Annotated in this window: 21 protein-coding genes; 6 read left to right on the top strand and 15 right to left on the bottom strand. The window is 54.0% G+C overall.

Annotated elements, in window-relative coordinates; genetic code table 11:
* The first annotated feature begins 17 nt into the window (after window positions 1-17).
* The gene (gene ugpE, locus GAP13_RS09115) at window positions 18-896 is read left to right on the top strand and encodes a sn-glycerol-3-phosphate ABC transporter permease UgpE (RefSeq protein ID WP_158908020.1); all 879 of its coding nucleotides are present in this window, start codon (window positions 18-20) and stop codon (window positions 894-896) included.
* 155 nt (window positions 897-1,051) lie between these two features.
* Here the strand turns inward: ugpE and uxaC are convergent, their stop codons facing one another.
* The 8 genes from uxaC to GAP13_RS09075 form a co-directional block, all read right to left on the bottom strand.
* Window positions 1,052-2,527 (bottom strand): glucuronate isomerase, encoded by a 1,476-nt coding sequence (uxaC, locus tag GAP13_RS09110; RefSeq protein WP_158908019.1) that lies wholly within the window; start codon window positions 2,525-2,527, stop codon window positions 1,052-1,054.
* Between the two features lie 46 nt (window positions 2,528-2,573).
* Window positions 2,574-3,401 (bottom strand): SDR family oxidoreductase, encoded by an 828-nt coding sequence (locus GAP13_RS09105; RefSeq protein WP_158908018.1) that lies wholly within the window; start codon window positions 3,399-3,401, stop codon window positions 2,574-2,576.
* Between the two features lie 70 nt (window positions 3,402-3,471).
* Complete coding sequence (locus tag GAP13_RS09100) at window positions 3,472-4,776, bottom strand: TRAP transporter large permease (RefSeq protein WP_158908017.1); 1,305 nt, start codon at window positions 4,774-4,776, stop codon at window positions 3,472-3,474.
* Window positions 4,773-5,318: a TRAP transporter small permease gene (locus GAP13_RS09095; RefSeq protein WP_158908016.1), complete on the bottom strand. Its 546-nt coding sequence runs from the start codon at window positions 5,316-5,318 to the stop codon at window positions 4,773-4,775. Before GAP13_RS09095 ends, GAP13_RS09100 begins: the two co-directional genes overlap by 4 nt.
* A gap of 119 nt (window positions 5,319-5,437) precedes the next feature.
* Window positions 5,438-6,415 carry a TRAP transporter substrate-binding protein gene (locus GAP13_RS09090; protein ID WP_158908015.1) on the bottom strand — a complete coding sequence of 326 codons (978 nt, stop codon included), beginning with the start codon at window positions 6,413-6,415 and terminating at the stop codon, window positions 5,438-5,440.
* 152 nt (window positions 6,416-6,567) lie between these two features.
* Window positions 6,568-7,890, bottom strand: coding sequence for a response regulator (locus GAP13_RS09085; protein WP_158908014.1), 1,323 nt, complete (start codon window positions 7,888-7,890; stop codon window positions 6,568-6,570).
* Window positions 7,887-9,488, bottom strand: coding sequence for a sensor histidine kinase (locus GAP13_RS09080; protein ID WP_158908013.1), 1,602 nt, complete (start codon window positions 9,486-9,488; stop codon window positions 7,887-7,889). Before GAP13_RS09080 ends, GAP13_RS09085 begins: the two co-directional genes overlap by 4 nt.
* Window positions 9,489-9,546: 58 nt before the next feature.
* The gene (locus tag GAP13_RS09075) at window positions 9,547-10,839 is read right to left on the bottom strand and encodes a tagaturonate epimerase family protein (protein ID WP_158908012.1); all 1,293 of its coding nucleotides are present in this window, start codon (window positions 10,837-10,839) and stop codon (window positions 9,547-9,549) included.
* Window positions 10,840-11,140: 301 nt separating this feature from the next.
* Here GAP13_RS09075 and GAP13_RS09070 point away from each other — a divergent pair, with 301 nt between their 5' ends.
* Window positions 11,141-12,457 carry a nickel-dependent putative hexonate epimerase gene (locus GAP13_RS09070; RefSeq protein WP_158908011.1) on the top strand — a complete coding sequence of 439 codons (1,317 nt, stop codon included), beginning with the start codon at window positions 11,141-11,143 and terminating at the stop codon, window positions 12,455-12,457.
* A gap of 66 nt (window positions 12,458-12,523) precedes the next feature.
* On the opposite strand, the gene GAP13_RS09065 is transcribed toward GAP13_RS09070, so the two are convergent.
* The 7 genes from GAP13_RS09065 to GAP13_RS09035 all read right to left on the bottom strand — a co-directional run bounded on the left by GAP13_RS09065 (window position 12,524) and on the right by GAP13_RS09035 (window position 21,150).
* Window positions 12,524-14,014: a sensor histidine kinase gene (locus tag GAP13_RS09065; RefSeq protein WP_158908010.1), complete on the bottom strand. Its 1,491-nt coding sequence runs from the start codon at window positions 14,012-14,014 to the stop codon at window positions 12,524-12,526.
* Entirely contained in the window at window positions 14,011-14,718 is a 708-nt protein-coding gene (locus tag GAP13_RS09060; RefSeq protein ID WP_158908009.1) for a response regulator transcription factor, read from the bottom strand. Before GAP13_RS09060 ends, GAP13_RS09065 begins: the two co-directional genes overlap by 4 nt.
* Window positions 14,719-14,937: 219 nt before the next feature.
* Window positions 14,938-16,536, bottom strand: coding sequence for a hypothetical protein (locus GAP13_RS09055; protein ID WP_158908008.1), 1,599 nt, complete (start codon window positions 16,534-16,536; stop codon window positions 14,938-14,940).
* A 10-nt stretch (window positions 16,537-16,546) separates the two neighbouring features.
* On the bottom strand, window positions 16,547-17,440 hold the full coding sequence (locus tag GAP13_RS09050; protein WP_158908007.1) for an outer membrane lipoprotein-sorting protein: 894 nt from the start codon (window positions 17,438-17,440) through the stop codon (window positions 16,547-16,549).
* A 13-nt stretch (window positions 17,441-17,453) separates the two neighbouring features.
* Complete coding sequence (locus tag GAP13_RS09045; protein ID WP_158908006.1) at window positions 17,454-18,857, bottom strand: ABC transporter permease; 1,404 nt, start codon at window positions 18,855-18,857, stop codon at window positions 17,454-17,456.
* 2 nt (window positions 18,858-18,859) lie between these two features.
* Window positions 18,860-20,362 (bottom strand): ABC transporter permease, encoded by a 1,503-nt coding sequence (locus tag GAP13_RS09040; RefSeq protein WP_158908005.1) that lies wholly within the window; start codon window positions 20,360-20,362, stop codon window positions 18,860-18,862.
* On the bottom strand, window positions 20,359-21,150 hold the full coding sequence (locus GAP13_RS09035) for an ABC transporter ATP-binding protein (protein ID WP_158908004.1): 792 nt from the start codon (window positions 21,148-21,150) through the stop codon (window positions 20,359-20,361). The genes GAP13_RS09040 and GAP13_RS09035 overlap by 4 nt, the downstream gene beginning before the upstream one ends.
* A gap of 205 nt (window positions 21,151-21,355) precedes the next feature.
* Here GAP13_RS09035 and GAP13_RS09030 point away from each other — a divergent pair, with 205 nt between their 5' ends.
* The 4 genes from GAP13_RS09030 to GAP13_RS09015 all read left to right on the top strand — a co-directional run.
* Complete coding sequence (locus tag GAP13_RS09030; RefSeq protein WP_158908003.1) at window positions 21,356-22,816, top strand: menaquinone biosynthesis decarboxylase; 1,461 nt, start codon at window positions 21,356-21,358, stop codon at window positions 22,814-22,816.
* Window positions 22,803-23,681: a 4-hydroxybenzoate octaprenyltransferase gene (locus GAP13_RS09025; protein ID WP_158908002.1), complete on the top strand. Its 879-nt coding sequence runs from the start codon at window positions 22,803-22,805 to the stop codon at window positions 23,679-23,681. The genes GAP13_RS09030 and GAP13_RS09025 overlap by 14 nt, the downstream gene beginning before the upstream one ends.
* A 9-nt stretch (window positions 23,682-23,690) precedes the next feature.
* Complete coding sequence (locus GAP13_RS09020; protein ID WP_241864327.1) at window positions 23,691-24,296, top strand: UbiX family flavin prenyltransferase; 606 nt, start codon at window positions 23,691-23,693, stop codon at window positions 24,294-24,296.
* Between the two features lie 5 nt (window positions 24,297-24,301).
* A partial coding sequence (locus GAP13_RS09015; RefSeq protein WP_222126187.1) for a hypothetical protein occupies window positions 24,302-24,489 on the top strand: 188 nt, incomplete at its 3' end.

The raw sequence follows: 24,489 nt of genomic DNA, 5'->3' as shown, positions 1-24,489 counted from the left end.
GCGGAGGAGAAGAAAAAATGGCAGAACTGACACACAACAGCAACAAAGCCGCTCATCGCGCAAAACTCATCCGCAGGACATTCCCGCATATCATGCTATGGATTGGCATCGCAATAATCGTATTCCCCATCTACTTTATCTTTTCGGCTTCCTCGCACACAAGCGCGGAAATACTTGCCGCGCCTATGCCGCTCAATATTGGGCCGCATCTTATTGAGAATTACCGGCAAGCCTTGTTCGAAGGAACAAAGAACATGGGCACGCCTGTTCTCACCATGATGAAAAACTCGCTCATCATGGCGCTGGGCATTTCCATCGGCAAGATTGTAGTTTCGCTCATGGCGGCGTTCGCGATCGTCTACTTCAAGTTTCCGCTGCGCAACTTCTGCTTCTGGACTATCTTCATTACGCTGATGCTGCCGGTCGAAGTGCGTATCATGCCGACCTACAAGGTTATATCAGACCTGGGCATGCTCAACACATATGCCGGCCTTATCCTGCCGATGATTGTGTCCGCAACGGCGGTATTCCTTTTCCGGCAGTTTTTCATGTCGATACCGCGCGAAATCGCCGAAGCGTCGCAAATCGATGGCGCCACTCCAATGGAATTTTTCAGCCATATTCTGGTTCCCATGACCCGTACGCCTGTCGCGGCCATGTTCGTCATTCAGTTCATTTATGGATGGAACCAATATTTGTGGCCGCTCCTTATTACGACAAAGCCCGAGTTCTATACTCTGCTCATCGGTATCAACCGAATGATGTCTGGTGCTGACGTGCAGATCGAGTGGCAGATAGCCATGGCTACGACGTTGCTTGCGATGCTGCCGCCTGTTCTTGTTGTCGTGATCATGCAGAAGCAGTTCATCGCCGGCATGACGGAAACCGAGAAGTGAGCGGGTACGGCGCCTGAAGAAAGATCTTTAAAGAAAAGGTCCCGAAGAAAGGTACGCTCAGAAAGACACCAAAAAATGAGCCCATGCGACTGGCCCTTTCGGGTTCGGCTGCACGGGCGCTTTTTTGCCTTTACTTTTTTACATCTACCTGAATCCTAGAGCATTCCGAAATAGCTCGCCGCATTCTCCCAGCAGATGGCTCGCACCACGGATTCAGTGTACAGGGGATCATCGGGCAATTCGCCAGCTTCGACCCATTCGCCGATTGTGTTGCAGAGGAGTCTGCGGAAATATTCATGCCGCGGGAACGACATGAACGAGCGCGAATCGGTCAGCATGCCAACCCATGCCCCGAGAAGCCCTACCGACGCATATTCTTTGAGGTGCCGTTCCATGCCGTCTTTCTGATCGTTGAACCACCAGGCAGCGCCAACTTGCACTTTGCCGGGCACTTGCACTTGCATTGTTCCCGAAGCCCGGCTGGAGCCCTTTGCGCCGCTTTCAAATGGGGATGCACCCGTAAAGCTGACAGCAAGCGCCACAAGCGGGTTGTTCTTTGCAGGGTCGAGCGAATAAAGAATGGTTTTCGGTAATTTCCTCTCACTATCGAGCGCTCCGAGAAATGCGGCCAGAGGGGCTATAATCGGCTCATCGGAAGTACAATCACCTCCAACATCGGGGCCGAATGCCTTGAACAGCTGATGATTCACATTTCTGAGAGCACCGATGTGCAGCTGCATTGTCCAGTTCTTTTGCGCATTCAAGCGAGCCAGGTGTGAAAGCACTGCTGTCATGAGTTTTGCCTGTTCACTGGCTGACAGAACGGTTCCGTTTCGCGCGCGCTGCACAATTGCATCGAGTTCGCTTTCGGAAGCTGGCATAAAAACCGGCACGAGAAGCGCATGATCCGAGAGCCGGCACCCCATTGCATGGAAATATGCATGTCTGCGTGCGAGCGCTTCGGCAAGTGCAGCATATGAGCCAATTTCAATCCCCGCTGATTTGCCAAGCGCATCGACATAGGTATTCCATGCCGCGATGTCGGCGGTATTCATAGCCTTGTCGGGTCTGAATGCAGGCAGCACTTTTGTCTGAAAAGCAGAACCGGCGCGCTGTTCATCCGCGATTGCCTTGTGCCAGTGCAAATCATCGATTGGATCATCAGTTGTGCAGATCACCTTTACATTGAATTGCTCAAGGAGCGAGCGAGGGCTGATTTTCTTAGTCGCGAGGACGCGGTTCGCCTCTTCCCTAATTTTCAGTGCATTGTGCGGAGTCAGCACCTCCGATATGCCAAAAATTCGCCGAAGCTCCAGGTGCGACCACTGCTGCAAGGGGTTGCCTGCAGCTTTCGTAAGCGCGCTTGCATAGGCAACAAACTTCTCCTCCCAAGGGCCATCTCCAGCGCAGAGCGATTCGGGGGTTCCATTCGCACGCATAATTCGCCACTTGTAATGATCCCCTTCAAGCCACATGCGGGCAATGTCATCGAAGGGCTTGTCTTCGGCAATAGCCTTCGGCGAAAGATGACAATGATAGTCAATAATCGGCAAGTCTTTCGCAGTACCAAAAAAGAAGCGCTTTGCTGTCTCATTCTTTAAAAGAAAATTCTCGTCGATAAAATGGGCCATGTTTCCTCCTTCCTAAAAGTCGGCACAAGCTTCGGAGCACTAAGAGCTAAATATTGTCGCTCAAATATCCGCCATCCACCGGGATACTCACCCCCGTGACAAAGCCTGCCGATTTCTCGCTCGCCAGATAGAGAACGGCTCCCCATAGTTCTTCGAATTCTCCGAAGCGCCCAAAAGGTGTGCGCGAAATAATCGCTTTTCCCCTTGGGGTAAGCTCGCCGGTCTTCTCATCGAAAAGAAGCGCCCTGTTCTGGTTGCCCACGAAAAATCCCGGAGCAACTGCATTCACCCGAATTCCGTATGGTGCGAGCTCTTTTGCAAGCGCCTGAGTAAGGTTGAGCACGCCCGCTTTTGCGGCGTCGTATGCCCATACAGCAGAAAGCCCCCTGTAACTGGCCATCGATGTCATGTTGATCATCGAGCCTTTGATACCGGCATTAATCCAGCGCCTCGCGAATACCCGCGAAGGAACCATAAGCCCCGCCATGAGGTTGAGTCGCAGCACTTCCTCAAACACCTTTTCATCGAAGTCGACAAAGCTGCTTCGTCCCATGTTGCCGCCTACGCCATTGAGAAGAATATCCGGCATACCAAGGCTATGCACTGTTTCATCGAAGGCATTTTCGCAAGCGTCCGTCGATGCGGTATCTACCGTAATGCCGAAAACCTGCCTGCTCTCGGCAGGCAAGCCCGCATGCTTTTTAACCTCATCCGCTGCCTCGCTCATAGGGTGATGGGTGCCGCGCCCCCACAGCGCAACCTTGGCTCCTGCCTTTGCAAATGCGATAGCCATAGAAGAAGGCAGTGCCCCGCCACCGCCTGTGACGACGACCACCTTGCCCTGCAGCCCGAAAAGGGATTCGACAAACGACATTTCGTTCTCCTTTGATAGTGTTCCGAACCTTGTGTAAACTCACCTGCCTGGTTTCCGCTATGGCACCATCTCAACCGCCCGGCATGATAAGATTTGGCACAAACATGGTGATTTGCGGCACGTACGTGATAAGCAAAAGAACGATGACCATAACGAAGTAAAAAGGTATCATTGCTTTTGCAGCCTTTTCGATGGAAATCTTGCCGACCGCGCACCCTACAAAGAGCGCAGAACCAACAGGCGGCGTACACAGCCCAATCGCAAGGTTTATCATGAGAATTATGCCAAAGTGAATCGGCGAGAGGCCCAGCTTGCCGACTACCACCGGATACAGAATCGGCGTCACAATCAGAATGAGCGGCGCCATATCCATGATCATCCCCAGAAGCAGCAGAAGCACATTGATGAGCATCAGCAGCAGTATCTTATTGTTCGTAATGGAAATAAGAAATTCAGTCGCTATTGCGGGGATACGCAGATATGCCATAAGCCATGAGAAAGCGCTCGCCGAAGCAATCAGCGCCATGACCATCGTTAAGGTTTTCAGAGTACTGTAGAGAATTCCCTTGAATTCCTTGAGAGGGATTTCTTTATAAACGAAGAAAGTGATGATGAAGGCATAAATGGCTGCAACTGCTGCGGACTCTGTCGCGGTAAAGACCCCCGAAACAACACCGCCCATGATGATGACCGCAGTCATGAGCCCCAGGAACGCATCGCCGAATATTTTCACCGCTTCCTTGAAAGAATATTTTTTCTCTTTCGGATAATTGCGCTTGATTGAAATAATATAGGAGATAATCATCAGCGCGATCCCGAGCGTTACGCCAGGCACAAAGCCCGCCAGAAAAAGCCGGCCAACGGACACGCCCCCTGCAGCCACCGAATAGATAATCATATTATGACTTGGCGGAATGATGATGCCCTGAGTTGCGCTTGTTACCGTAATTGCAACTGAAAAATCGTCATCATAGCCACTTTTTTCCATGAGCGGGATCATTATCGTGCCGGTCGAGGCGACATCCGCGACAGCCGAACCGGAAATGCCGCCGAAGAACATGCTCTCAACCACATTGACCATAGCGAGCCCGCCGCGGATTCGGCCGACCAGGACATTCGCCAGGTTAATAAGCTTCAAGGCTATGCCGCCCCGCCCCATCATTTCTCCAGCGATAATGAAAAACGGAATAGCAAGCAGCGAGAAGGATTTTACTCCCTGCACCATTTGCTGAACAATCGCCATAAGCGGAATATTGAGGTATGTCGCTGTCGCAATGGAAGCCAATGCGAGCGAAAAAGTGATCGGTACCCGCAAAACCATAAGCAGCGCAAAACCGCCCATAAGTATGACGGTCGCAATAGTTGGATCGGTCATGATTCGCTCCTGAAGATATCTCCAAGCTTTCCGCCTTTGCCGGAAAGGTATGCGTCAATTTTTTCATCAAACATGTTGTAGCCAAGTATATGAAAAAGCGCTTCAACAATGACAACAAATCCGGATAGCGGCAGCACAAGATAGAGAATTCCAGCCGGCCATTTGGTCGCCGGCATTATCGAACGCATCGTAAATTGCGTCAGCCGTATGCCATAGATAACCATTACTGCGCCGACGATAATAAAAACAATATCAGCGAGCAGGTCGAGTGCTTTGTTGAGCCAAGCTGGCATCGATTCCCGCTTGACCAGATTTATGGAAATATGAAGGCGGTGTTTGACGCCGAGCCCCAGAGAAAGAAAAATGAACCACACCTCTAGGACGAGCGCGATTTCTTCCGACCAATAAATGCCGGAGTTGAACACATAGCGCAGCACGACATTGGCAAATACCAGCAGCAGCATGGCGACAATCATCAATTTGGAAAGGTTTATGAGCAGGATGTGAATCAGTGTCACAATAGTAATCAGCGTTCTTTTCATTTCACACCTCAAGAAGGAGAACGATCACAAGCATATATCGATTATAGGAAAGGCACAGTCAAGGCGCAACATAAAAGGCCGCGCAGCGTCCCGCGCGGCCAAATCTCGAACGCAGTGTTTTACTTGACAGCTTGGATTCTCGCGATAAGATCCTGAATTTCCTTGCTCTGGGTCTTGTACATCGGCTGTACGGTTTTTATCCACTCGGTCTTGTCTGGAACGGGGATAATCGTGCAACCGGCAGCGATGACTTTATCCATGGAAAGTTTTACATATGCTGCCCACTGGGCGCGCTGATAGTCGATTGCATCGAAGGCGGCCTGCTTGATCAGATCCTGGTCGGCCTTGGAAAGCCTGCCGAGGGAGATCTTGGATCCGATGATGATTTCCGGTACCATGGTGTGCTCATCCAGCGTGTAATACTTGGCGACTTCATAGTGGCTGGCAGAAAAATACGAAGGGGGATTGTTCTCCGCGCCGTCGATAACACCAGTCTGGAGGCCCGAGTATACTTCGCCATAGGGCATCGGGGTCGGGACGGCACCGAAAGCCCTCACAAGGCCCATCATCAGTTCGCTCTCCTGAACTCTGATCTTCAGGCCCTTGAGATCGGCTGGCGTACGGACCGGTTTTTTGCTGTTGTAGAAGCTCCTCGCTCCGCCGTCAAACCATCCAAGGCCAATAAATCCGAACGGCTCAAGGCTGGCAAGCAGTTCCTTGCCGATATCGCCTTTCAGCACTTTCCACATGTGATCCGAATCTCTGTAGAGGTAGGGCATCTGGAAGGCATTGAGCTTCGGAACGAAACTTGCGAGCGGGCTGATCGACACACGGGTGAGGTCGATCGCGCCGAATTGCACCTGCTCGATGACGGCTTTTTCCTCGCCAAGCTGGGAGCCTGGATATACTTCGATGACAATCCTTCCGCCAGAGCGCTCCTTGACAAGGCGGGCAAATTCCTCATCGCCCAGCTCTGTGGGGTAGCCTTTCGGGTGGGTTTCGGCAAGTCTCAGGACGATTGGCTTGGCCTGCGCGAACAGCATGGCTGGTACCAAAATCAGCATCAGAATCAGCGCTGCTTTGTGCATTCTTTTCATCTTTCTAACCTCCTTGGGGTAACTAAAGATTTGTTTACATGTGCAGAACACCTGCTATTTTATTATGCTACAGGGAATTTTCTGAATTTGTGTGTGGCAATTTGATGCGCAATGCTGGTATTTTTATGCTCTTATGGCTATATCTGGCTCGACTACCTACCTAAATCCAGATAACGAGAAGGAGAGACGCCTGCGACTTTTATGAAAACCTTCGTGAAATAGCTTTGGTCGCGAAACCCGACAAGAAATGAAGCTTCTTTGGCTGGTATGCCATTTGCAAGCAGATTTTTTGCATGAGCAATGCGTGTTCGCACAAGCATTTCGCCGAAGCCGATGCCTGTTTCCTTTTTCAGCATGCGGGAGAGATGCGAAGGGCTCACATGGAGATATTCCGCCGCATCGGCTAGTCCGATACTTTCCATAAAATGATCTTGCAGCCATGAAATTGTGCGCCCTGCGAGAGAGCCCGCAGCAGCGGCTTCTCTGCCATGGGCGAGTGGCATCGGGCTCAACACGAGAATGGGGCATTCTGCGGCTGTCAGATTGAATGCTGCTTTGGCTGCCGCAAGCGCAGCGCTCGCCAGACCCGCATCAGAAACACATGCGCCAAACCGCAGATCCCCAGCCCCTGCATCAATGCAGCGATACCGAAACTGTGCAAGGCGGCTGCGGATGTGTTGGAATGCATGAAATGCCGCATGTGGCTCGCTCTCCGCAGATCTCTTTTCATCGAGGAATGGCGCGACGAGAAGCATAGAGGTTATTCGCTCTCCAGAACCAGCAAAAAAAAGAGATGGCAAATTTTCAGGAATACCGAGATCGGAAGCAAGATGGCGCTCGGCAATACCGCTCAGAAATCTATGTTGTTCGAGCAGCGCCAAAGATAGCGACGCACTCGAGGAACCATCTCGTGCCCCGGCAACGATCGCGGCACAGCTCCACATCTCTGTCCCAAAGCGCAATTTCACGAGGCGCGTGACATCGCTGTCGGCAACCGAACCGGCTTCAAGCTGATCAACTATGTTCATGCGAGCGATCTGTTCCATATCCGCTGCAATTGAATGCATTTCAGCGCGGCGGGCAGCCTCTTCCCTGCGGCGGCGAATCTGATAGATTGCTTTCCGCACAGCTGCCTCGATTTCTTCGCTTGATGCAGGCTTGAGGAGATAATCGAGCACGCCATACCGCAACGCCATGCGCGCGTACGCAAACGAATCATATGCGGTAACCATGATGATAAACGGCGGATTGCCAAGCCGAGATAATCGTTCAGCAACCTCGAGGCCATCCATTCCCGGCATGCGGATATCCAAAAAGGCAATATCAGGCTCATATTTCTCTGCAGCCTCGAGCGCTTCGTAACCATTGACCGCCTGATCCACCACGCATTCTTCTTCGAGATGAATATGCCGCAAAATGTGCGATATCGCTTCCCGCTCAAGCGCTTCATCGTCGGCGATCAGGATCCGTATCATGATGTCGTTGCTCCGAGCGGTATCATGATGCGCACCAAGGTGCCCTTGTCGCTGTCGGCCTGTATATCAAAGCGACATTGCCCGGAATACAGAATTGCAAGCCGGGTTGCGAGATTGGCGAGCCCGATCCCGGTTCCGTTTAGAAGCTCATTTTCTGATTCACCAGGATCGCTGTTAGGGAGTTCAGCATCGGTCGGAACAGGCAGTTCTTCCGGCTTTCTGTTTTTCAGCTCAAGCGAAAAGACAATGTGCTCACGGATTTCTTCCAGTTTTTCTTTGGATATGCCGACACCATCATCGAGCACCCACAGGATGAGACTAGTGTTTCTCCTGCGCGCTTTGATATACACAGTGCCTCCCTCGACCTTCGGTTCCAGGCCGTGCCGCACAGCATTTTCTACAAGCGGCTGAATCATCAGACGGGGAACTTTCAGGGATTGCAGCGCAGAAGGCACGTCGATTTTCCATTTCAAGCGATCTCCGAAGCGCGCATGCTGAAATTCTATGTATGCTTGTGCAAGCGTAATTTCTTCTTCGAGAGAAGACAATGCACCGCTGTCCTTGATCGTCGCGCGCAGAAGCCTGGCAAGCCCCAGAGCCAGAGATTCGGTCCGTTCGGCTCGTTCCAGCAAGGCGCTTCGGGCGATCGTATTGAGAGCATTGAACAGAAAGTGCGGCTTCATCTGTTCTTGCAGATTCATGAATTGAGCTTCGCGCAGAGCCTTGCCCATGCTGACGAGGGCAAGCTCTTCCTCGTGCAGAAGCCGCTCCAGCTCGGCTTTTTCCTTGAGCCCTTCCACCATTGCTCTGATGTTCGATGCCATTGAAGCAAATGAGCGCGCCAGGGTCTCGACCTCATCGTTTGTATGCGCTTCGACGATGCCAGCTTCGAGATCGCCGGATGCGAGCTTTTCCGCTTCTTTTGCGAGCTTCCGCAACGGTGCGGTGATCGCTTCGGTCACCAGCACAATGACAATGACAGCAAGGATGCTCGCGATGATCATCGATAATAGAATTGTTTTGTTCAAAATCTCCGATCGGCGCGAGAGTTTCGCATAGGTTTCCTCTCCTGATTGCATGAGCTCGGAGAGCAACCTGTTGAGATAGACATCAATATAGCCTTGTATCCGCGTCGCCTTTACGAAAGCCTGATAATAATCCGGAGACCCTCCGGCTCTCAGCCCCACCGCTCTCGAAACAAGAGGCAGATAGACATCCAGTCCATACCCGGTCGCGCGAACTTCGAATCCTGCATGAATTGAATAGTCTTCGAGAGGCAGCAGTTCAGCATACTGGGCGTTAAGCGAGGCGATGCCATTATATATTAATTCAGGATTTGCTGACAAAGGCTCTCGCAGATAGCGATCCGTCAAGCCATGAAAATTCGCCAGATTAAGGCGGAATCGATGCACGAGATGGTAGCTCGAAAGATTCACGCCATATTCGCGGGAAAGCTGGATGGACTCATTCTGCATCACCACAGCGAGCCCCAGAAAAAATGCGAGCACAATCGAAAAGCAGGCCAGAATTTTGCCGCGAATGCCCAGTCTCGGAAAGCGCTTTGAGGATTTCAGCGATTCGGCATGCGGCTTTTGCATCAGCACATCCTGCTTCGAAATTTGGCGCGCATTCTTTTGCGTAATCCGATCCGCATTATTACAAACGCCTGGTGCTTCCTAGAACAATCGGGGCCAGGTGCCGCGCATAAAGATTGTGCTGCACATTGCGGGCGACCGATGCATGGTGGGCGCGTACGGCATTGGTATACTGGCTGCCCATCTCTGCGGCGACCTTGAAAGCCACATGCATAAGCTGGCGCAAGTCTGCCTGCATGGCAGTGGAACCTGGATCGTGCCGGAGCGCGCGGATGAATGTATCTGAGTCCCAGGAAGCGACCGCTTGCGGGCTTGGCAGACGCGCCTTGTCGATTTCGACAACATTGGCGTATGGCGCGGTCAGTTCATCGATGCGCGCATAGGCGGTCGCATAGATGCGTTTCGCAATTGCCAGCCCTTCGCCTCCAGCTTCGGCAAGGCCGATAATCTCTTCGAGCCACGTGGTTCCTGCTGTCTTGAGGTGCAGTCCTGCGCCCAGCTTTGTGACGATTTCATGGATTCCGCCATAGAGGCTAAACTTGTCGCTTCCTGTATGGACAGAAAGCTTGAGCCCCTCAGGCAAGCCCAACGCGCTCGAAGCCCAGAGCACAACGCGCGTTTCCGCTTCGAAGGCGGCAAGGAATTCGGCAGGGTCGCCTACATAATCGATTCCCTTTAGAAACTTGCCGGGGAAGCGCGGCGCGATCGTAGCAAGCGGTATTTTTTCGGCTGCGACTGCGACAAGAATCGCGGCGAGCTGAGCGGGGGTCTGCGGTGCGTCGGTTTCATCCATCGAAAGCTCGACCACGAATGAGCCCGCGGGCTTGCGCGCTGCGATGTAGCGATAGGTGGTACCCGCTTCCAGGACAGCGGCGAGGAACTTGTCCGCAACGCTTTCGAGGTCTGCTTTCGCTACGGGGATCGGCGCGGCTCCCTCCTTAAGGAGAAAGGAAGCGCGTAACAGGTACGCAGCGCGGGCATCCGCGGGAGCCTGTTTGCCGATCGTCTCCGCAACATCGATGGTGAAGAAGTTGCAGTGCGGCAGAAACCAGTCGACGGTTTTCAGTGAAATATGGTCGGCATCCACGAACCAATTCCCGTTCCAGCCTGCGTGCTTAACTGCCTCTGCGGCGGCCTTGGCCTGATCCGCAGGCGTCGAACCGATGATGACATGCTCGCGATTGCTCTTGTTCCAGACGATGTCAGCCTCGCCTCCGTGCTCGCGCAATTGCTGGAATGCACCAATCTGTGCTTCGCCTTCCATGCCAAAGCGGTCGCCTGTTCCTATGGAAAAACGTGAAAGTTTCATAATGTCCGTATTCCTCCAGCGATATTTTTTATATAATGGCGACATGGTGCGGGCTGCGCAAGGGTTGTATAGTGTCACGAACCTTGCATATGCCTTTTTCAGAGCCCCGGCTGCTCTTGCTGGAGTAATGCATTTTTGCTACGCATTTGAGTGACTGAGCAAAATATGCAATCTTCGTAACACTAGGCAAGGGCTGGCCGGCGAGCTGTTTCTATAGATAAGAGCATCGAAAACTGGCCATGCAACGCCGGTGCGGGGCATCCTTGAGCAGAGCACAGCGCGCGCCGGAGCGGCGCACCGCGCGGAGATTCCAGCCTAGCGCACCCCGAAATAACAGGAGCGTAGTATGCATATATCAGAAATACAATTGCATCGAAGCATCAGCGACAGCGAACTGGAAGCACTTGTCGACAAAACCATCGAGGCATCAGGAGCTCTGCTGGCAAAGTGCATCCTCATCATACCGCCGGACATCACCCGCTTTCATTCTCGCGCGGGACAGATAACAGACGCCCTTGTTGCGAAGCTCGGCCCGCGCGTCGCAGCCATACTGCCGGCGCTCGGTACTCATTCCGCAATGACAGAAGAAGAACGCGCGCACATGTATCCCGGCTCGCCTTCGCAGCTTTTCAAAGTACACGACTGGAGACACGATGTCGTCGAGCTCGGTCGCCTTCCGGAAGAACGGGTGAGCGAAATTTCGAACGGTAAGGTACGATACTCCTACCCCGTCCAGGCGAACCGGCTGCTTACGTCGGGCGACATCGACTTTATTTTTTCGGTGGGACAGGTCGTCCCACACGAGGTCGCAGGGATGGCCAACCATGCAAAGAATATTTTCGTCGGCACTGGCGGCAAGGAGGCGATAGACCGCAGTCATTACCTTGGCGCGGTATGCGGCATGGAAGGGATTATGGGGCGGGCGGATACGCCGGTGCGGGCGCTGTTCGACGAGGGGCTGAGCCTGGCCGCGGGGAAGCTGCCGCCGATCACCTGGATTCTGACCGTAATTGGGAGCGCTGAGGACAGTTCGCTCGCATTGCGCGGCTATTTTTCAAGCCAGGATAGACGCTGCTTCGAAGAGGCGGCCGCCCTTTCTGCTCGCGTCAACATTCAGCTCCTCGAAAAGCCAATACAAAAAGCAGTGGTCTGGCTCGACCCCGAAGAATATCGCAGTACCTGGCTTGGCAACAAGTCGATTTACCGCTTGCGCATGGCGATGGCAGACGGGGGAGAACTATTGATCCTCGCGCCTGGGCTGCGGAGTTTCGGCGAAGACCCGAACATAGATACAGTGATTCGCCGCTACGGCTATCGCCCGAGCACCGAAATCCAAACCCTCGTCGCCCGCGAGCCCGCCCTCGCCGACAATCTGTCGGCCGCCGCCCACCTCATCCACGGCTCAAGCGAAGGCCGCTTCCGCATCACCTACGCGCCTGGCCCGCTCGTCAGCAAAGAAGAAATCGAGTCCGTCGGCTACCAGTGGGCCGACCTGGGGCAAGCCCTCCAGCGCTACACGCCCCAGGGCAGGCTCACGGGCTCCCACTCCACGCGCGACGGCGAACCATTCTTCTTTGTGCAGAATCCGGCGCTCGGGCTCTGGTCGACCGCAGCGCGCATGCAAAATACCCGAAGTCTGAGGCCATCGATGCGCCTGGGCTGAGGCCCCGCGCATGCTATTTCATAGCTGCGAACCATCTTGGTCCAGACCGCGCTTCCAGGTTGCTGCTTACAGCGCGGCCTTCATCCGTATTGCAATCAAAAGCCCATGCGAAGCGGCGCTGCCGGCAGCGACCCCGATGGCGGCACCGTCCACGGTCCGATTGTGCGCCTCGATCTCCCATCCATGCAGATCGACAATCGATTTGACAATCGTAAGGCCAAGTCCATGCCCTGCTTCCTGCCGTGAATGCGTTCCACGATAGAATGCATCGAACACATAGGGCAATTCCTCTTCCGGAATGCCTGGGCCATTATCTGCGACCACCAGCACTGGCTGGCCCGAATCGAACTGCAGGGAAAACTCGACCCTACCCCCCGTCCCAGTATACCTGAATGCGTTCGACACCAGGTTTTCAATAGCGCGCTCGACGAGCATTCTATTCATTTTGATGTGCAGCGCGGCGCTGGATTGCCTAGCGCTGGAAGGCGCGGCTCCATGCGGTACACCGCGCAACGCGGCATCGGCCAGGGCTCCATCAGGCGGCTCTTTCGAAAATGCCGAACCGAAACCATAGACAAATTCCAGCCCCAAAAGGCGCGCGTCTTCCTCAAACCGCTTTCCCAGCGCAAGTACGAAAGAGCCTAAATCCACTGTTTCCATCGGCATATTGAGGTCGTCGATTTTCATGAATTCGATGAGATCGGACACAAGGTCTTCGAGCTGGGCGCTCTTTTCGCGGATAATCTCGAGGTAATGCTGGCGCGTTGCTTCATTGGAAGCCATGTTGTCGGCTAACGCATCGGTGTAGCCCTGGATGAGTGCGATTGGCGTCTTGAGGTCATGGCTCACGCCAATGAGCATATTCATCCGGCGCGAGATCATGTCGCGCAGAGTGATACGCATGTGGTTTATGCTGTCCGCAAGCGAACGCAATTCTTCCGCTCCGCTCCCTTTTACTTCGTGATCCAGTTTTCCGCTCGCCACCGTTGTGGTATCGTCGATGAGATTCTTGATCGCTGTATTTGTCGATCTCAGAATGAGTAGCGACATGAGGCCCGCAACAAGAAAAGCACCCAGCGCAAAGCTCGATATCAGCATGAAATTTCTATTGCGAACGTCTTCTCTCGTCCAAAAAGGCCGAATATCGAACAAAAGAAGCGGGCTTTTTGTAACATTGCTGTCAACGGGAAGGAATCTCAGCTCCGGACCTGGTTTGCCTTGTGGCATAAGAGGAGGGCGAGCCAGATCTGCAACTTGCAATTTGCTGCCTGCAGGAAGACCTTTGAACGAGGAAACGAGAACCGTTCCGTCCGCATCGATGAGGGCGGCATCGATTATAGGAAGCTCTGCTCTTTCGCCGGCGTCGCGGATATCTGCAAATGTGAGATTTTTGTCCTTGCTCCACAGCTGGGCGACTTCGCTCAGAAAAAGCTGCGTCGGCTGGCGGGGGTCGCGTTTCGCTTGCTGACCCGTAAAGAACCAAAGTCCGAACGCGATCGGGAATAACGTAACCGCAATTGTCAGTATTGCGAATTGCGTGCGGAGCTTCAGTTTCATGGGCGTGCCTCGGCAAATGCTTCGGGGTTGAAGCGATACCCCATGCCGTACTGCGTCTGAATATAGTAGGGATTTGCTGGGTCATCCTCGAGTTTTTTGCGCAGCCGCTGAATGTAGACGGCGACCGCGCTGATATCGCCAAATTCCTGGCCCCAGACATGTGCATAGAGGTCTTCTGGAGTGAACGGCTTGCCGGGGTGCATCACAAGTTCTTTGAGAATGTTGAATTCGCGGGCGGAAAGGCTTACAGGCTCGCTGTTTTTCGTGAGATACATTCCTTCTATATCGAGTTCAAATGGTCCGAACCGCACAATCGCGCCATTTTGCCGCGTCTGCAGTGCGACCACCCGTCTGATATGGGCACGCACGCGCGCGGCGAGCACTTTGGGCGGGCATGGCTTGGTGACAAAGTCGTCCGCACCGACGCCGAGGCCGAATATCACATCTTCGTCAGCTTCGCGAGCAGTAAGGATCATCACAGACGTCGATTTTATCTTTCTGAGCCGCTCAAGGAACTCGAAGCCATCCATACCCGGCAGATTGAGGTCGAGGACAATGAGGTCCCATTCCTCGTTACTGGCGAGTGGCAATGCGCTCTCTGCATCGAAGGCGAGCCTGCATTCAAAACCTTCATTTTGAAGATAGAGCTGATATAGCTCCGCAAGCTCTTTTGTATCTTCAACAATCAAGATTCTGCCGTGCATTCGGACTCCTTGGCTAGTGTTACGAAGATTGCATATTTTGATCAGCTACTCAAATGCGTAGCAAGAATGCATTACCCCACCAAGAGTAGCCAGGGCTCTGAGAAAGGCATATGCAAGGTTCGTAACACTATAGACTCCTTGGCTGGCGCTCCTTGGCCAAGCCAGCGCTCGTTTCTCGGGAAGCGAGCGCTGCCATATTCAATTGTAGCCCTTCCGGGCTCAGTACGAAACCGCATTCCAGAATACGCTGAATGCAGTCTGCACTTTTTTGATCGAAAAATCGGTATCCAGCGTAATCGGCACTGAGGCCTGCAGGCTCAGTTTATCGAAGACAGTCAAAGTGAGCGCTGGGGTAGTCTTGTTGCCATTCGGAGCATATTCAGAGTAGAGCGCGCCAATCGCGGTCAAATCGGAAAGAGTAAGAGTCGCCCGTCCGCCTTGGTCGCCCACTTGCACCGAAAGCTGTGGATTGAATCGCACTGATCTGTCGGAAAAATTGGTAAGCGCATAGGCGGATGCCGTTACCACCGTCAGATTTCTGCCTTCGCCAAAACGCCCTGAAATAGATGTCGACCCTGCAAGGTACCACATGCCAGCCTGCGTTAGGTCAGTCGGTTGGTATGTAGCGCTGTGCTCGACTGCAGTGCGGGCAGCGCTTTTCTGCAAAATTGTCGAATCCGCATAGCCTGTGCCGTTGTAGTAGCCCTGCACATGCGCGGAGAACGAAAGCCCGTTCGATTTGCTCAAGGAATATTTTATGCCCAGCGTCGACTGCACAAAGGGAATATTCTCCACACGGTACGTCTCGTAGGTGCCAGGAGCCGTCGATGATTCCTGCACATAGGTGCGATCGGAACCGTACAGAATGACATTCTCGCCATAGACATCGAAGGCTCCAATCGCTCCAGTAAAGGTGAATATGCCGCGTGGCCGCGCCAGCATGTCAGTGCGCCCGAAACCTGCAAAGCTCAACTCCCAGCCATTTACAACAAGATCATATTTGCTCGCCGCGGAAAAAGAGCCTGCATCGCCATTGATCGGCGGCACGACATAAAGCATCGCATGGTTGAGTTTCATGGGCATATCGATTTTGAAGGCAAATGGTCCTTCGCGCGCTGCAGTCGGGTTATCGGGATCGATTGCCGAAAGGCTGAGCACATCCGAGGGCTTATACCAATACCCCACGCCCCAGCTGATGCGCTGCTTGCCAAGCCGGAAGAAAACCTTCTTCCCCAGCTCTGTATCGACAAAAAGCTCGTCGAGGCTGAAGGTCGGCGTCGCATAGGTCTTCGTCGAAAGATACGCATTCGGGTCATAATCAAAGGATCCTGCTGCATACAAGCGCACTAGCTCACTCGCCCGGAGATCAGCATACGCTCCGACAGAAGCGGAGAGTATTTCCGATGGAACTGCCAGTAGGTCTGCCGATACCGAAAAATGGAGACTCTTTGTAGGCAAATAGTCGAATTCGAGTCCCGAGAGATTAACAGCACCATAGAGTTTCTGCGGGTCTGTGGAGGCAGCACCCACCGGCGTATAATTTCCGAAGAGCCCAGCGCCCGCAGTGCCGCTGATTAGGAAAACCGGGTACGTCTTGGTATCCTGCACGAGCTGGACCACGCTTGTAGCCGCGACATTCGGATCGATTACCGTGACGATATCTTTCGGGCCGCCAAAGAGCGCATTTTCGTCGATAGCCGCAGGTGGGGTCTGGCTGGCCGGCGCGGTTCCAGTCTGCGCCCAGAGCCCTCCCGCAGAGAGCACCAGCAACGCAGCAGCAGCCAGAGCGATCGAAACAGGCCGATTTCTTGCTTTCATTCCATGGCTCCTATTGGCTCACCCTCTCGAGATATTCCTTGGTAAAGTAATAATCGGGAACCGGCTTGGTCGAAATATCGGTGTATGTTACCTGCGAGCGCTTTTCGGGGATGAGCCCGTCCTGGAAAATCTGCACGGTTGGCACAAAGGAATTCCCGATTTGCACATATTGCGTGTAATAAGCAGTGCGCAACAGTTTCATCGAAAGACTGTATTCCTCGACTTTCAGCACTATCTTTCGGTCTTTTTCGATATACATCCGGATATAAGGGAAGGGTACTTCATCGTTATTGGCCTTGAGCTCGCCGATGATTACCGTATAATTGCCAAGAGTACCGGTCGTGATTTTTTCCACAGAATAATCGATTGACCTCTGCCAGCGGCGGAAATCGTTGTTGCGCACGGTCGAGTTCTCGTAGGTGTCCTTTAGGGTGGTGTGGGTGAACTTGCGGCTGGTCGGGTCATACCGCCACATATTATTGTCGACGCGGAGCATGCCCTGGCCCTTGCGCGATTCTGGCTCTAGCGTAAGCATAAGGAAAGCGTCGTCCTTGTCGCGTCTGAAAATTTGCTCTTTCCGCACGAATGTGCCTTTGTCGGGGCTCACACTGACAGTGGTGATCGTCGCGGTCATATCTGAATCATAAAAACTCGAACGGATATCGGTTCGCCTGACCAGCATGAGGAAGTCAGTCGCTGAATATTTAGTGATATCATCAGGGAATTGATAATCCTTGTTCTGCTCAAGGAATCCCAGCGGTAAGCCTATGCCGCCCATCGGAGCGCCGCCCCCCTGGCCGCCACCTGCCGGCGGAGCGCCTTGCGCTTTCGCGCTGAATATTAACACAAGACCGAAGAGCACAAGGCTCAGCTTGCTGGTCATTCTTCTTTGCATGTTCACCATACGATGCTCCTTGTCACGCAGTTTTACGCAGTGCCTCGACAGGCACCACGTCTGCCGCTTTTTTTGCCGGCAAAAAGACCGCAGCAACCGCCACGATCGTCACAAATACAAGTATCAAAGCGAGCTGGCCAATCGAAGGCACAAACTTCAAATGCCCCTGCACCAATGCCGTACCAAAATCTCCATGCGGATTGAACGGAACAAGCCCTATGCCAAACCCGACCGGCAGGCCAAGTATGACCCCTACGAGCGCTGCTCCGCCCGCAAGCAAAATCCCTTCCGCGATAAATGACGAAAACACATCCTTTTTCTTGTATCCGATGCAGCGGAGCATGCCGATTTCCTTGGTCCTCTCCAGCAAGACCATGCGGTACGAGTTGGAAATTCCGGTTGCGCTCACAATGAGCATAAGCGCAAATACCGCATAGCCGATCCATCGGATGGAACCAAGGGCAGAACTAATCTCTCCTGCAAGTTCCTGCACTGTAGAAACATAATAGGTAACAGTGCCAGCAGCGGCACGGCGGCTGGCTCCAGCTCCGGATGATCCGGCAGCGGTGCCTGTCGTTGTCCCCGTCGCAGCTGTCCCAGCCGCTCCGGACCCGACCACAGATGACACAAAGGATTCAGAAGATGCAGATAATGCACCAGATGTCGGCGCAGCACCTCGACTGACTGTATATCCTTTTTCAGAAAGCGCTTTGGTTATAGTCTGCGCTGCGTTTTCTGCGCTCGTGCTGTTCTTGAGAAAAATAGCGATCGCCTGCTGTTCATGCTCTTTCATGTTGAGGTCTGCCGTGAGATCGGAAAAAGCGACAAATGCAGTGCTCATTCCCCCTGCTGCGCCATCATCGTAGATGGCTGCAACCGTATAATCTGTAACATTCTGCTGGCCGGAAGCTGTAGAAAGCCGTACCAGCACCGCATCGCCTGTCGACAGCCCGAAACGAGCTGCTGTTTGTGCGCTCATGAGCATCGTGCGGGGAGCCGCAAGGCTTTTCCAGTCTCCTTTCGAAAGAATAAGGGAACTGTGATAGAGCTCATCCTTTCCCCAATCCACGCCACGCAGGCTAAGCTGCACTTCGCGCGAGCCGAATACCACAGTGGCGCGGGTTTGCGAAATCGGTGATGCAGTGCGAATTTCGGGATACGCACTCTGCACGATATTCGCTACCGCTTCGTCGGCAAAGCGGCTCTGCAGCCTTCCGCTCCAGCTTACGGTATACCCCGAAACAAGCACATGGCCTCCGGAATACAGAGTCACATTATCCTGAATAGCCGAGTCCATGCCATTCACAAAGCCGGAAATCAGGGTCATGACGAGGGCGCTGAATGCTACCGCTCCCCCGAGTGCAATTGTCCGGTGCGGCTGCCTGCGCACATTTCGCGCTGCGAGCTTCAGATGTATCAAGCGCATATTCAGTCTCCTCTCATGGCGATAACCGGCTCGATCCGCAGCGCGACGATGGTAGGATACCAGGAAGCGCCAAGTCCCATTGCGAGAATCCATATGAATGCGCGAATCGCGGCGCCCGCTGAAACCATCGGCTTGAGCACTTGGCCTCCGAATAATGCCTCGAAAAACAGATTCGGAGCTCGGATGCCGAATTTTCCCAGCAGCAGCAGGACAACAAAACCGATCACCAGCCCTGCCGCGCCTGCAATCGCGGCAAGAAACGCAGTCTCGTACAGAATCATGTTCCGGACGACACGCCGCTTGGCGCCAATAGCCCGCAATGTGCCAATTTCGTAGAGCCGCTCGTTTACCGAGATAATGAGCACATTCATCATGATCATGACCACGACGACGGCAACGACAGCCACGAGGAGGTCAAAAGCCAGCCGGATTGTGACCGCGGTGCGCGCAACTTTGCCTGCGCCTGCAATCCAGTCCTGAACCCGGTCGCCATCAGCAATCTGCTTCGAAAATGCAGACAGATCGGAGAGCAGCCGTGAGGAACTGGCGCCTGGTTTGACACGAATCAGCAGGAATTGCCATGCCGGCACCACTTCAGCTTTGACAGTGGCTTGCGCCGAGGGCACAGTGCTGGTAGCGCTGGAAGAGATGGAGGGGTCTGACCCCTCCCGGCCAGTTGAAGCCGGCGCTGCTGCTGCAGGCGCTGCCCCCGTCGTATCGCTCGCAAACAGATTTTCGAACAATGCATTCGGATCAAAATTGCTCACAAACGAAGCTTCCTGACCTGTCAGCACCGGCGCTCCGTCCCGCAGGCTTGCAAAACCAAGTAGATCCCTCATTGTATCGGCATCTACAAGCGTAAGTCCCTCAAGCTGTTTATTGCTCTGGTTGAATTTGATCACGCCCTTTACTGTCACTTCGCGGATAACTGTTCCCGCAGAGTTGGCGAGGGCGGTCATTATGATATGGGTCCCCGGCTGCACCGGGCTCGTCGCGCTTTTATTGAGAATCGCCAGCGTAGGCTCTGAAAGCAGAACCCATGGCCCATCGCCTGCTTTCGGCCACTCGCCGCTCACCAGCGTCACATTGTCAGGGAAAAATTTCCGGTAATCATCGGCATTTACGCCAAAACAGTAACCAGAGTCGAGCTCCGTCTCGCCGATGCCGAAAGCCGCCTGCCCGCTCAATAGCGGCAGAGTTGCTGCGACATCATTGCGCCCGGCCAGAAAATCCTCATATTTCTTTATCTGCGCGATGTGCGGCAGAACCTCTTCGCTTCCCGCCGTTTCGCCCAGCACCGTCGTCGGGAATTCCGTCGGGCCGGTGACCATAAGGTCGCCGGTGTACCCTTGCACAAACATGCGCTGAAGGCCCGAAAGTGCGGTATCGATAAAAGAATTGCCAATAAAGAGAATGAGAATACCCATCCCCATGATCATCCCGATCAGCAGGGATTTGCGTCGGTGCAAACCGAGGTTTCCCCATGCGAGCCGCGCTGCAATCATAGCTGTCCGCCCTCGGTGCCCGTCGCTTCCGCCGTTTCAAGGTTAGCCGCTAGGAGTGCGGCCGAAGCGCCGTTGCGGCGCCGATCCTCGATTATCCTGCCGTCTTTAAGGCGGATAATGTGGTCGGCCTCTTCGACGATATCCGGATCGTGGGTGCTGAAAATGAAGGTGGTGCCGAAGGTCTCATTCATATGCCGCATGAGGCGAAGAATACTTTCGCCGGTGGCCGAATCGAGGTTGGCTGTAGGCTCGTCGGCAAGCACGATTGCAGGCTTCATGACGAGGGCGCGGGCGATGGCGACGCGTTGGCGCTGGCCGCCGGACAGTTCTGCAGGTTTATGCAGCATACGGTCTTTAAGCCCTACGCTCTCTATGAGAAAGTCCACCCATTCTTTGCGGTCAGCTTTGCTCTCGATTTTGGACTGGCTGCCTGCGGATTGGTTGTCCAGAAGCAGCGGCAGCTCCACATTTTCGCGAATATTGAGCACGGGAATCAAATTAAACGTCTGGAAAATAAAGCCGATCGACTTATGGCGGAGTTCCGTGAGGCTGTCATCATCGAGGTCGCTGGTGCGCTTGCCGCCCACGACGACCGTGCCCGATGTAGGTTTGTCGACGCAGCCGATGAGGTTGAGAATTGTCGTCTTCCCAGAGCCTGAAGGCCCCGCGATGCTCACAAAATCGCCTGCATGGATATCCAGAGAAATATCCTTGAGCGCTTCCACTTCGACTGCATCGAGAAAGTAGACTTTCTTGACCTTATCGAGACTGATGATGATGTCTGACATGGCACTTCCTTTTCAGAATTTCATCGTAAATCGTATTGATTTCCTGGCTCGATATCTATATAAACGGGCTGAAAGCATGATGAATAATTATAACAGAGCTATCCGGTACATCGGACAACCGCGATGCACTGTTGCTGTGCCTTAATCCTTCTGTATCTGCCCAATATCTTGGCCATCGCGCTGTACCCCGATATACTGAATAGCCATGGCATATAGCGGGTTACAGGAGTTCATTTCCTTTCTCGAGCTGAAAGGCGAGCTTGTGCGCATTTCCGCAGAAGTCGACCCCATTCTCGAAATCACCGAAATTGCGGACAGAGTGATGCGGCGCGGCGGCCCTGCCCTGCTCTTTGAGCATGTGCGCGGTTCGCGGTGGCCGCTTCTCATCAATGCGTATGGGTCCGAAAAGCGCATGGCATGGTCGCTCGGCGCTGAAAGCCTCGACGAAAAAGCAGGCGAAATCGATTCGCTCATCCAGTGGGCTTGGAGCCAATTGAGGGATTTTTCGCTGCTTTCAGCCTTGCCTGAGGCGCTATCCAGATTGCCGATCGCGCGTTCGCTCATGCCGAAAAAGGTAGGGCGCGCGCCCGCCCGCGAAGTCAAGGATGAAGGCGGATTCGACACTTTGCCAATTATTCAGTGCTGGCCGCAGGATGGCGGGCGGTTCCTGACCTTGCCAGTAGTCTGCACGATCGACCCTGAAACCAAATCGCAGAATTGGGGCATGTACCGCATGCAAATCTACGATGACCGCACTGCCGGCATGCACTGGCACATTCACAAGGATGGCGCCCACTTTTTCCAGAAATACCGGGCGCAGGGCCGCCGCATGCCCGTGGTCGTCGCCCTTGGCGGAGACCCCGCCGTCACCTATGCCTCCACCGCCCCATTGCCCGAAGGCATCTGGGAAGCGATGTTCGCAGGCTTCTTGCGTGGCAAGCCCGCCGAAGTCGTCGAGATCGGCGACACGGGCATTCTCGCCCCTGCCGATGCCGAATTCATCCTCGAAGGGTATGTGGACCCGGATGAGGAGCGCCTAGAAGGGCCCTTCGGCGACCATACGGGCTTCTATTCCCTGCCCGACGACTACCCGGTTTTCCATCTCGAGCGGATGACGCGGCGTAAAACCCCTGTTTACCCTGCCACCATCGTCGGCATTCCGCCCAAAGAAGACTGTTTCCTTGCCAAGGCGACCGAACGGCTCTTTTTGCCCCTCCTTAAGCAGCTCTGCCCGGAGATTACGGACATCAACATGCCGCTCGAAGGCGTCTTCCATAACTGCGTGCTCGTCTCGATCCGCAAGCGCTACCCCGGCCAGGCGCGCAAGGTTATGCATTTTCTCTGGGGCATGGGCCAGCTCATGTACACAAAGTTGATTGTAGTGGTCGACGATGACATTCCGCTCAAGGATCTTTCGATGGTCGCCTGGCGGGTATTCAACAACATCGATGCAAAGCGCGATTTCGAATTCTCGGATGGCCCTTTGGATGCGCTCGACCATTCTTCGCCCAAGCCGCGCTTCGGCACGCGCCTCGGGATCGACGCGACGCGCAAATGGCCCGAGGAAGGCCATGACCGTGAATGGCCGGACCCTCTCGCAATGCGTCTCGATATCGTCGAGCTCGTGAATTCGCGCTGGAAGGAGTATGGCATTGAGCTCGACTGAACCCGGCATTCTCAAGCGCATTGGCATGATCGGCGACTCGGTCATGATCACGCACACCCTGTTTTCCCTTCCCTTTGTGGTGGCTGCGATTCTCCTTGAAACTGAAGGCCGCCCGCCAGCCGCCAAGCTCCTGTGGATCATTGTCGCCGCATTCGGCGCGCGCAACGCCGCCAACGCCCTTAACCGAATCATCGACCGCGACATCGACGCAAAAAACCCGCGCACTGCGGGGCGCCATCTTCCCTCAGGCAAGCTTGCGCCTCGCGAGCTGTGGCTTTTCACATTCGCGATGCTCGCCCTGCTTGTGCTGGGCGCGGCGATGCTCAATCCACTCTGTCTGGCACTTTTGCCGGTAGCGGGCCTCCTGCTTTTGGGATATTCCTACACAAAGCGCTTTACCTGGCTCTCGCACTACTGGCTCGGCATTGCCTGTTCAGCTGCCACTATGGGAGCGTTCCTGGGCATTTCGGGTACATTCCATCTGCGCTATTTTCCTTTGACAGCTGGAGTTGCGCTCTGGGTTGCCGGCTTTGATATTATCTACGCCCTGCAGGATATCGAATTCGACCGCAAAGAGCATTTGTATTCGATCCCTGCCCGCTTCGGAGAGACAGGCGCCAGAATTATCGCAGCGGCGAGCCACCTTGGCGCTTTCGCCGGCTTTGTGAGCATCTATCTTTTCTGGGATTCCCCCGGTCTTTTCGCCGCAATCGGACTTGCGCTCTGCTTCGTTCTTCTTGTTGCGGAGCATCTCATCGCGGCGCAGAAAACACAGAACCGCATCAAACTTGCCGCGTATACCCTCAACCAGATTATTCCCATTATTTATTTATGCGGTGTTGCGCTGGATATTTACCTGCGCTAGAATAAATGTATGGCGATGCGCTACCTCGTCTGCATCACGGGTGCTTCTGGTGCATTATATTCACTGCGTCTCATGTCTGCGCTTGCATCGAGGGGCGTTATTCTCCACGTTGTGGCGAGCCAGTGGGGCGCACGCGTGCTCTTGCAAGAAACGGGCCGGCCGCTTGGCTATTGGCTTGGAAAACTCAGGCTCCAGGGTGGGCCTGACGGAGGCCCTGCGCTCATCACGATGCATGACAGCAGCGATTTTTCAGCGCCCATCGCCTCAGGTTCTTTCAGATTGAATGGAACTGTAATAGCGCCGTGCTCGATGGGCACTCTGGGCTCCCTTGCAAGCGGAGTATGCTCAAATCTGATTCATAGAGCTGGAGCGGTCGCCCTCAAAGAAGGCTGGCCCCTCATTGTAGTCCCGCGCGAAACGCCGCTTTCCCTCGTATCGATCAGGGCGATGGCCACGCTCAAGGAAGCTGGCGCTGTCATTCTTTCTGCATCGCCCAGTTTCTACAGCAAGCCCGAAAGCATCGAATCCCTTGTCGACACTGTCGTGTACAGGATACTTGACCATCTTGGCATTATCGATAAAAATATATACAGATGGAGTCGAGAGGAGCCTTAAGAATCATGAAAATTTCTGCTATTCTCATCTTCGCCCTTGCGGTGCTCATTCAGCCGTTTACACAAGCTTCAGCGCAGCAAGTCCAGGCTGCCCCCTTGAGCATCGGCATTTTCGCCGACGCAGATTCGCTGCCCCTTATCGTCGCTGATAACGAAGGCTTGTTCCAAAAAGAAGGCATCTCGGTCAAGCTTGT

The sequence above is a fragment of the Rectinema subterraneum genome (genome assembly GCA_009768935.1).
In the GTDB taxonomy this organism is placed as follows: domain Bacteria; phylum Spirochaetota; class Spirochaetia; order Treponematales; family Rectinemataceae; genus Rectinema; species Rectinema subterraneum.
Note: the sequence above shows the minus strand (reverse complement) of the source record. Positions and strands in the feature narration are given on the sequence as shown.